This window comes from Halobacillus sp. BBL2006 (assembly GCF_000786645.1).
Taxonomy (GTDB): domain Bacteria; phylum Bacillota; class Bacilli; order Bacillales; family Halobacillaceae; genus Halobacillus.
Genome location: NZ_JRNX01000922.1, coordinates 1 through 884 on the forward strand (window position 1 = coordinate 1; position 884 = coordinate 884).

Genomic DNA, 884 nt, shown 5'->3' on the forward strand with positions numbered 1-884 from the left:
GCTGAGAGAATGTACAGGTTTAATTAAAGCACCGCAAATTTGACGGAATAATTATTAAAAAGGGTTCCTATTGAGCACTTCCAGTTTGAAAAAATCCAATATTGGGAAAAGTTGATTATGGATTGAGCAGAGGAAAATGTAACCTCTGTCCTTCATATATGCTAGGGCGCTCAAACGACACTTTTTCATCATTATGGTACCGATAGATTTGCCCTTCAGGAAAAATATTTAAGTACTTTTACCATAGAACCTTTAATAGTCACGGAGACATTAAGCTCTTGCAAGGATTTGACGATGAGTTTATCGCTTTCCCCTCACTACATACAAATAGATCAGCAGATTAAATAAATACAGCAGTTGAAGAGTTAGAGCTGTTAGTTTCTTCATAAGAGGCAGACCGATTTCTCATGATGTCCAAGGTTAGTACACACATTATAGGTGCTGGACGTTTGGAATACGACACGGAGATCCCTTAAGGAAATATATGAGCGAGATTTAGACAGAGAGTTAAGTGCAGAATTTACCCGCGCATTATTTTCCAAATAATCCCCCTCAAGAACTCCCGTCGAATCGGTGGCATTCTCATGCTCGTTTATTATTTTTAAATTGTCCCAATTATTATGAGTATAAGGAAGCGCCATATAAGTGGAAATGAGAGAGACAGAAATTAGTGAAATGAGGAAGATAATATGGAGCGTAATCACACCATGATGCAATTTTTTGAATGGCACTTGGCTAACGACGGTGACCACTGGAATCGTCTAGCACTGCTAGCAGGTGAAATAAAAGAGTGTGGCATCGATGCTTTATGGATCCCACCCGCAACAAAGGGTATAAGCCAGGAAGATAATGGCTACGGAATTTATGATAATTACGACTTAGGC

At 39.0% G+C, this 884-nt stretch carries 1 protein-coding gene and 1 pseudogene; both read left to right on the forward strand.

Translation table 11 applies throughout. From position 1 onward, the window contains the following. The first annotated feature begins 511 nt into the window (after positions 1–511). The gene (locus LD39_RS23970; RefSeq protein ID WP_081988547.1) at positions 512–655 is read left to right on the forward strand and encodes a homoserine O-succinyltransferase; all 144 of its coding nucleotides are present in this window, start codon (positions 512–514) and stop codon (positions 653–655) included. A 34-nt stretch (positions 656–689) separates the two neighbouring features. Continuing rightward, positions 690–884 (forward strand): annotated as a pseudogene (locus tag LD39_RS21110) (alpha-amylase); the annotation flags it as partial.